Source organism: Lelliottia sp. RWM.1 (assembly GCF_016859735.1).
GTDB lineage: Bacteria > Pseudomonadota > Gammaproteobacteria > Enterobacterales > Enterobacteriaceae > Enterobacter.
This window is the reverse complement of the sequence record NZ_WLVC01000052.1, coordinates 23,091-29,756: the sequence shown is the minus strand read 5'-3', so window position 1 is coordinate 29,756 and position 6,666 is coordinate 23,091. Positions and strand designations below refer to the sequence as shown.

Annotated in this window: 14 protein-coding genes; 9 read left to right on the top strand and 5 right to left on the bottom strand. The window is 43.8% G+C overall.

The genetic code is table 11. The features are described 5' to 3' along the window. Nucleotides 1-10: 10 nt before the first annotated feature. The 5 genes from GF617_RS27385 to GF617_RS23590 form a co-directional block, all read right to left on the bottom strand. Entirely contained in the window at nt 11-241 is a 231-nt protein-coding gene (locus GF617_RS27385) for a phospholipase D-like domain-containing protein (RefSeq protein ID WP_203452574.1), read from the bottom strand. After that, nucleotides 228-752, bottom strand: a complete 525-nt coding sequence (locus tag GF617_RS23605) for a phospholipase D family protein (protein ID WP_058998965.1) — start codon at nt 750-752, stop codon at nt 228-230. The genes GF617_RS27385 and GF617_RS23605 overlap by 14 nt, the downstream gene beginning before the upstream one ends. Continuing rightward, entirely contained in the window at nt 736-1,188 is a 453-nt protein-coding gene (locus GF617_RS23600) for a hypothetical protein (protein WP_203452573.1), read from the bottom strand. Before GF617_RS23600 ends, GF617_RS23605 begins: the two co-directional genes overlap by 17 nt. Nucleotides 1,189-1,192: 4 nt before the next feature. Then, nucleotides 1,193-2,221, bottom strand: a complete 1,029-nt coding sequence (locus GF617_RS23595; RefSeq protein ID WP_203452572.1) for a replication initiator protein A — start codon at nt 2,219-2,221, stop codon at nt 1,193-1,195. A 740-nt stretch (nt 2,222-2,961) separates the two neighbouring features. Further along, nucleotides 2,962-3,183 (bottom strand): hypothetical protein, encoded by a 222-nt coding sequence (locus GF617_RS23590; RefSeq protein ID WP_101984788.1) that lies wholly within the window; start codon nt 3,181-3,183, stop codon nt 2,962-2,964. 110 nt (nt 3,184-3,293) lie between these two features. Between GF617_RS23590 and GF617_RS23585 the strand changes: the two genes are divergently transcribed. The 9 genes from GF617_RS23585 (at nt 3,294) to GF617_RS23545 (ending at nt 6,628) form a co-directional block, all read left to right on the top strand. Next, nucleotides 3,294-3,818 carry a J domain-containing protein gene (locus tag GF617_RS23585; protein WP_114120323.1) on the top strand — a complete coding sequence of 175 codons (525 nt, stop codon included), beginning with the start codon at nt 3,294-3,296 and terminating at the stop codon, nt 3,816-3,818. Nucleotides 3,819-3,885: 67 nt separating this feature from the next. Then, nucleotides 3,886-4,428, top strand: coding sequence for a hypothetical protein (locus GF617_RS23580; protein ID WP_203452571.1), 543 nt, complete (start codon nt 3,886-3,888; stop codon nt 4,426-4,428). After that, on the top strand, nt 4,425-4,682 hold the full coding sequence (locus GF617_RS23575; protein ID WP_058998978.1) for a hypothetical protein: 258 nt from the start codon (nt 4,425-4,427) through the stop codon (nt 4,680-4,682). Before GF617_RS23580 ends, GF617_RS23575 begins: the two co-directional genes overlap by 4 nt. Next, nucleotides 4,672-4,905 carry a DNA-binding transcriptional regulator gene (locus tag GF617_RS23570; RefSeq protein WP_072223385.1) on the top strand — a complete coding sequence of 78 codons (234 nt, stop codon included), beginning with the start codon at nt 4,672-4,674 and terminating at the stop codon, nt 4,903-4,905. The genes GF617_RS23575 and GF617_RS23570 overlap by 11 nt, the downstream gene beginning before the upstream one ends. Nucleotides 4,906-5,310: 405 nt before the next feature. Continuing rightward, a complete protein-coding gene (locus tag GF617_RS23565) occupies nt 5,311-5,523 on the top strand; it encodes a hypothetical protein (RefSeq protein ID WP_058998981.1) in 213 nt (70 codons plus the stop codon). A 46-nt stretch (nt 5,524-5,569) separates the two neighbouring features. Next, the gene (locus GF617_RS23560) at nt 5,570-5,707 is read left to right on the top strand and encodes a hypothetical protein (protein WP_161400388.1); all 138 of its coding nucleotides are present in this window, start codon (nt 5,570-5,572) and stop codon (nt 5,705-5,707) included. Between the two features lie 77 nt (nt 5,708-5,784). Continuing rightward, complete coding sequence (locus tag GF617_RS23555) at nt 5,785-5,922, top strand: hypothetical protein (RefSeq protein WP_165592931.1); 138 nt, start codon at nt 5,785-5,787, stop codon at nt 5,920-5,922. A gap of 123 nt (nt 5,923-6,045) precedes the next feature. Beyond that, on the top strand, nt 6,046-6,342 hold the full coding sequence (locus tag GF617_RS23550; protein ID WP_013583078.1) for a type II toxin-antitoxin system RelE/ParE family toxin: 297 nt from the start codon (nt 6,046-6,048) through the stop codon (nt 6,340-6,342). 1 nt (nt 6,343) lies between these two features. Next, nucleotides 6,344-6,628 (top strand): addiction module antidote protein, encoded by a 285-nt coding sequence (locus tag GF617_RS23545; protein WP_058998984.1) that lies wholly within the window; start codon nt 6,344-6,346, stop codon nt 6,626-6,628. Nucleotides 6,629-6,666: the final 38 nt, after the last annotated feature.

Genomic DNA, 6,666 nt, shown 5'->3' with positions numbered 1-6,666 from the left:
GGGTCTTGTGTTAATATTTGGCATCGATTCTCTCTGATTCCGCCCACAACCGGTTAAACTCACGTGTGTACTGCTTCGCTGTTTCAGGCATATCACGCAGGTAAACTACGTTTTCTGCATTACGGCTATCACCACTTTTTGTGTAATTCATACTCCCTGTCTGAACAGATTTAGCGTCTACTACCAGGAATTTGTTATGCTGAATAGCATAGTTCCCGGGTCTTGTGTTAATATTTGGCATCGATTCTCTCTGATTCCGCCCACAACCGGTTAAACTCACGTGTGTACTGCTTCGCTGTTTCAGGCATATCACGCAGGTAAACTACGTTTTCTGCATTACGGCTATCACCACTTTTTGTGTAATTCATACTCCCTGTCTGAACAGATTTAGCGTCTACTACCAGGAATTTGTTATGCTGAATAGCATAGTTCCCGTTTAATCGTACTTCAATCCCTTTGTGTACAAGAAAGGTTACTGCTGTATACCGATCATCGTTGGCCTTTTTATCTGCAACCACCCGGACTAACACACCCCGTTTTTTTGCTTGTAACAGCGCCAGACTAACAGGTTTGCTGGTAAAAGAATAAGCGGCGAGGTCTACGCTTACGCGAGCTTCACCAATTGCCTCTAACACCAGTTTTTGCGCACTTCCTGATGGAGAGAAACCTACTCGCACTTCACCGGCATCAACAAACAGCGGGATCATAAGAAGAACAATCATCGAAATGACGCTTTTAGTCGTTCGCTGCATAATCTTCATCCTTTAAGTTTTCCTTTTCCGGCTCTCTGCCATTCAATCCGAGGAGCCAGTGAACAGGGAAGGTATTATTCATCCAGTTAGCGAGCGGAACGGCCAGCAGAGCAGACAGGTAACATCCCCCAATTATCAACATTTGCTCAGTCGGATTGTTAACCGCCTTTGGCAGGGCATACGTGATCAACAGATAATACAGAATACCGAAAGTCAGTATCCAGTTCTTAAACGCCCCGAATATCCCCAATGCCATTACAATAACAAAATGAATTGCCGTTGCAATCGCTGTACGTAGCCATAGAAAACACCAGGATATTAACGCCATTACTTTCCCTCGCGCTTTTATGGCAAGTTTTTTAGACTTTTCCTTTTTTACCGCATTCCTGTAGGCGTTACGTTCATTGCCTTGCGGAAACTGATAGATTTTAGTCATGGCATTACCCTCTGAATCCCGGTGGGATTTCGCTATCTGGTTCACCCGGATTACAAATATCTACAACGTACTTCCTGCCTGATTGTTTTCCCTTTTCATTTTTTCCTTCATTTAATTGATTTTTGATTTTATGAATTTCACGCTTGCCCTGTTCACGTTTTTGCTCCTTTTCAACTTGTTCCGGTTTTAAATTGCGATTTGTAAACATTACCATATCGCGTTCAAGATCATACTGGATGCTGTAATCAGGTAAGTCGTTGGTCTTAGCAAGCTGCTTGACGTTATGCCGGAACATTTTTAGCAGAGCGGAGCTTCCTGTTTTCAAATGTAGCTTTTCAAGGCTAATCTGGAACTCACCCTGATTACCACAATGTTTACGGGCAATCTCATAAATGCGTCTGTCAATGGCCTTACGAATGCGGAAATAATCAGGGCTTATTTTTAAAATTTTCTTTTTTTGCAATGCCTGATAAAGCCATTCAGGTAATCTTATCATAACCATGCCTATATCTAGCTTGCCTTTCTTTTCTACATTCAATTTCCAGTCATCGATTAGACCAAAACCTGCCAATTCATTTTTTTGCTCAGAATACAGTATATTGGTTTTAATAGTAGTTCCTTTCAATCTATCCAGCCCTTTCTCTAATTCCTTATATGATTTACCTCCCTTATCTCTATTAGTCGTAACAAAAAAATCATAAGGAGTGAAATAAACTTCACGGCTTGTTCCCTCCCCATTATTGATGGCTTCTTGCAGTTTCGATATTGCATAAATCCAGATATCTTTATCAAAAACTGTCGCAAGACCTATCCCCACGGACGGCCTTACGGTCAGAATCACGTTACCGCTTACATACTCTCTGACTTTATCGTCCCCTCCTTTTAGGGCAAAAAAAGGATGCTCCATACTGGCCATCTCGTCACGAAAGCCGGATAACTCCACTTCATCAGCGATGAAGAAGTCAATTTCATGTTTACGGGGGCGTAGGGTTTTCAAGTTGCGTTCTCGCTCTATCTCGTTAGGATCATGCATAGCCTCAGTCCTGGCCTAATCAGGGTTGTGGTCAGAGTAAGCAAGGTGTTACCAGCACTTTGCTTACTCGTCGATTCGGGATTTAAAAACCACTGGCAACATAAAAACACCATGTTTCCAAAGAAAAATTATCGGGATTTAAAAACCTTACACCTTTTATATCGGGATTTAAAAACCACGTCAACCAAAACGGGCGCTTTTGAGGCAACACTGCCCCTTTTTTTTGTGGAAAAGTGCCATAACCGCACGGGATTTAAAAACCACGTACACGGGATTTAAAAACCAACTATCGGGATTTAAAAACCAACTATCGGGATTTAAAAACCGGTGCATCGTGTTTACCCTTTAATATCAGCATATTACAATCGTTATTTTCCCTTTAACTTCTTTTAACTCATACATAACTGATCTATTAACCGATTTTTACCCCCTGAACCTGTGGATAACTTTGCAGACAAGCGGGGTGCAGATCATCCAGGCACCTGCAAAACCTACCCAAAAGCAAATCGTGCAAAATTTAACCTTCGTGTGACCGTGCTCATATCAGCACCTGATGATATTGCGCTTCCTCGAACTGACAGACTCGCGGCGTTGCCGCTCCCTAATCCGTTCTTGCGGCGAGCGCTGCGATCATTCTGGCTGGATTTCTTTGATTCTGACGGGCTAAAACGCCACAGGAGCGATTTTCTGGTGAAACTGTGCCGTGTTGCGAAAAAATGGGCTTAACAGCACAGAAGGGGTTACAGGCGTTTGTAGGGCGGTTTTCTGGTCTTTCTTTCCCTGTCGATGGCAAACAGCACGGCTACGCCAGAGAGCAGATCCGGCACGACCTCCGTTTTTTCGCCGTGGCGGTCACTGTACAGCCCGCCCCAACGCCGGACGATCAGCCAGTCACCGAACAAGTCGCACAAGATTTCGGCCTCGTACCAGCGGTATTCTGATTCCCATCGCCAGAGCAACATAAAAAAACCTCAAAAAGACTTGTAAGTAGGTCATAAATGACCTATGATATACTATATCAAGAGGGGGAACACCCCAATCACCAACGCCGCACAGCGGCAGGAGCTAAAAAATGAATATTCAGCAAGCACTTAATATCTTTGGCCTTTCAGGTGAACTGACCGAGCAGGACGTTAAAAAAGCCTACAAACAGGCGGCGCTAAAATTTCATCCTGACAAAAACCGCGAGAATCCGACAGCAGCGGAAATGATGAAAGCCGTTAATGCCGCATATGATTTTCTGATGCAGAATATCGACCGCATCAATGAAGCTCAAAGCAGCGACGATAGCGCCCGATACAACTACGGGGAAGAACTAGAAAACGTGCTCAATGCTTTACAGGGTATGCCAGGCGTGATTTTCGAAGTGGCAGGTAACTGGATTTGGATCAGCGGCGACACAAAAGCGCACAAGGACGCGATCAAGGCGCTGGGCTGCAAATGGGCGAGCAAAAAGCAAATGTGGTTTTACCGCCCTGACGAGTATAAGGCGAGCCGTAACCGCAAAGAACACAGCATTGACGAAATCCGTGAAATGTACGGCACGACAGGTCAGCGCAAGGCTACAGGTTTTCAGAAAGTTGAAAACCGCGCATAACCGGAACGGGGGCGCAAGCCCCCAAACACAACAAACAAAGTATGTGTTACCGGAAGGAGTGTTAAGCATGAATTCATTTTTTGAACGCTATAAACCCGTTTTTGAAGTCGTCGCCCGTCTGCTGGGGAACGGCTGGCGCGTCAATCTGCTTGATGATTGCCCGTACCGGGTAAAACTCACCACGCCAGCGCTAAAGCGTTACGCTATCACGGTACGGGAAGATAAAGGCCGTCTGGTGATTCATGGTTTCGTTGAATCCCGCCAGTGGCACGGATACGGCGCACGGTGTACCGTGTCGCCGTCACGAAACGCCACGGGCATTGCCGACGATATACGCCGTAAAATACTGATACAGGCACAGGAGGATGTAACAAAGGCGCAGGAAGCAGAGCAGAAGCAACGGGACGCGCAGGAGCAGGAAAAAATCATCAAAGGGATGTTGGCGCAGCTTGTAACACTGAATCACTGGCATAATGCATTGACGGGCTTTAAAGCGGAAAACGGGCTTGATGGAAAAATTACCGATCATTTCAACGGTTACGGGCTTTTTGTTCAGGGTTTGAGCGTGGATCAGTTGATTAAACTAACAGGAGCAATAAAACAGTTATGAAAAAGTCAAAGGGCGATGCTCAATATTATCTTGAGAAGGAAGGTGATATATATCATCTTGTAAAAAGGGTTAAAACATTTTCTAAAAAATTGACTCAGGGGAAAACTAAAGCAACAACGAAAACGGTCAGTGATTTTAGTTTTACTAAAAATAATTTCGAGGATATAGATTTTAATGCAAATGGTTTAAGGGAGAAAGATAAGTCAATAATTGTTCAGATGGTTGAAGAAATCGAGGGGCTACATGCTGATTAATACGCCTGAAAACATCAAAATTTTGCGAAAAAAAATAGGGCTAACGCAGAAAGAATGTGCGGAAATGTTCGGAATGACCGCGCGATCATGGCGGCGTAAGGAAGAACCACAAACGACAGCCAGCAATACAACACTATCGCCAATAGAATTTAACTATCTTTTGTTACTGGCTGGCGAGCATCCTGATTATGTTTTGTGCAAGCGCGAGGCATTGCACCCGTAGTTCGCTGACGCTCACACGCGCAGTACAGCGCCCCGCCCGACTTGCAGCCGGACGGCGTGAACTCGCTACGCTCGCGCTAACTGCGGCATTCTGCGGCGCAAATCGGCGTTGTCGTCGTCGGTGATCCCGTTTGGGCTTTACAGGGCGGCAAGAAGGTATGACGTTTCCGGTGGACACAGTAGCGGCTGCGCCGCGCTTCGGGGCGATGAAATGGCGGGGATTTTCTGCGGCATCGGTTCGCCCCTTTCATCCGCTGGCGCGGATTTAAAAAGCATGAAACCCATCACAAAATTAATCGTTGTTAATAATAAATCACTTGTCAATAGGTCATGAATGACCTATTATTACTACATCGAGAGGGAAAAACCTCAATCACCAACGCCGCACAGCGGCAGGAGTTAAAAAATGAAAACCATCTTAAATCTCACCTATCCAGCCACCTTTAAATTCTCTTTCACTAAAGCTGAAATTCAGGACGGTAAAGCGTTCATGAATAGCTACGGTATTTCTAAAACATTTGAAGTGAAAAGCCATGCTGATTTGGAAAACTTGATCCAGATTATCGCCAAAAAATGCGGCGTAAATCCTTCTAATGTTGATTTTGAAATTATCGACTAACCATAACGGCGGGGGAAACCCTGCCAGTTTAGAGGGAATAAACACGATGGATAAAGGAACCTTAGAAATGTATGAAAAAGAATATGAAATTTATTTCGATTCTTTAAAAGAAGGTGACGAGGTTTTAAGTTTAAAGGAATATATAGAATGTTTAACGTGGAAAAAAAAGGAGGATGAAAAGTAAAGCGCTGAAAGGTGTGATCAGGTTGCTACTACAACCTGATCACGTTATCGACAAACAAAACTGAATGAGGTTTTAAAATGTCAACGCATCAAATCGTACAGCTTGCGGATTCTCTTGTCAAAGGCTGGGAAACGCGCATTCCTGCGATGAAAGGCACGGAGTGGGAGCAATTCAGGTGGTGGTTAAACTACCTGCAAGGTTACGCGATGTTTTAACGTAAAATGAAAGGGGCATGATGCCCCTTTTTTTAATAACACAAAAACGGGAAAAGGGTTGTTAACTATAGTTGACACAAGTAATAGATAATACTATACTTACTATTATCAGGAGGACGAGTAATGATAGAAATAAAACGGACGCCGGAAGTTGAAAAGTGGCTCAGGTCTTTGAAGGACAGAACGGCAAAGGCAAAAATATTGATGCGACTTGAGCGCATGGAGGACGGAAATTTTGGAGACGTGGAGCCAATAGGTGACGGATTATCAGAATTAAGAATTCATCAGGGTAAAGGCTACCGTGTGTATTTTGGAAACAAAAACAATCAAATTATTCTCTTGCTTTGTGGTGGAGATAAAAGCACGCAGCAAGCAGATATCAGAAAAGCGAAACAATTAGCTAAACAGTGGGGGTTTTAGTATGAAAGAAGAACTTAAAAAATTTGATGTTGTTGAATTTCTTGAAGATGAAGAAGATATTCAGGAATATCTTAATGCGGCAATTGAAGAAGATGATACAAAATATCTTTTTAAAGCATTAGGTAACATAGCCAGAGCAAGAAACATAAGTCAGCTATCTAAAGAAGTTGGTATGTCCAGGGAGGGAATTTACAAGGCGTTATCCGGTGAAGGAAATCCATCATTCCAGACTGTCTCTAAAATCACAAAAGCACTTGGTTTAAAACTTCACTTCACAGGGGCTTAACAGCCCCATTTTTATGCCCTGGAAGGGCATGGAGGCGC

Coding starts and splice junctions, on each gene's coding strand:
- GF617_RS23555 (WP_165592931.1), top strand. CDS start 5,785: ATGTCAACGCATCAAATCGTACAGCTTGCGGATTCTCTTGTCAAAGGC.
- GF617_RS23550 (WP_013583078.1), top strand. CDS start 6,046: ATGATAGAAATAAAACGGACGCCGGAAGTTGAAAAGTGGCTCAGGTCT.
- GF617_RS23585 (WP_114120323.1), top strand. CDS start 3,294: ATGAATATTCAGCAAGCACTTAATATCTTTGGCCTTTCAGGTGAACTG.
- GF617_RS23560 (WP_161400388.1), top strand. CDS start 5,570: ATGGATAAAGGAACCTTAGAAATGTATGAAAAAGAATATGAAATTTAT.
- GF617_RS23575 (WP_058998978.1), top strand. CDS start 4,425: ATGAAAAAGTCAAAGGGCGATGCTCAATATTATCTTGAGAAGGAAGGT.
- GF617_RS23600 (WP_203452573.1), bottom strand. CDS start 1,188: ATGACTAAAATCTATCAGTTTCCGCAAGGCAATGAACGTAACGCCTAC.
- GF617_RS23590 (WP_101984788.1), bottom strand. CDS start 3,183: ATGTTGCTCTGGCGATGGGAATCAGAATACCGCTGGTACGAGGCCGAA.
- GF617_RS23605 (WP_058998965.1), bottom strand. CDS start 752: ATGCAGCGAACGACTAAAAGCGTCATTTCGATGATTGTTCTTCTTATG.
- GF617_RS23595 (WP_203452572.1), bottom strand. CDS start 2,221: ATGCATGATCCTAACGAGATAGAGCGAGAACGCAACTTGAAAACCCTA.
- GF617_RS23570 (WP_072223385.1), top strand. CDS start 4,672: ATGCTGATTAATACGCCTGAAAACATCAAAATTTTGCGAAAAAAAATA.
- GF617_RS27385 (WP_203452574.1), bottom strand. CDS start 241: ATGCCAAATATTAACACAAGACCCGGGAACTATGCTATTCAGCATAAC.
- GF617_RS23565 (WP_058998981.1), top strand. CDS start 5,311: ATGAAAACCATCTTAAATCTCACCTATCCAGCCACCTTTAAATTCTCT.
- GF617_RS23545 (WP_058998984.1), top strand. CDS start 6,344: ATGAAAGAAGAACTTAAAAAATTTGATGTTGTTGAATTTCTTGAAGAT.
- GF617_RS23580 (WP_203452571.1), top strand. CDS start 3,886: ATGAATTCATTTTTTGAACGCTATAAACCCGTTTTTGAAGTCGTCGCC.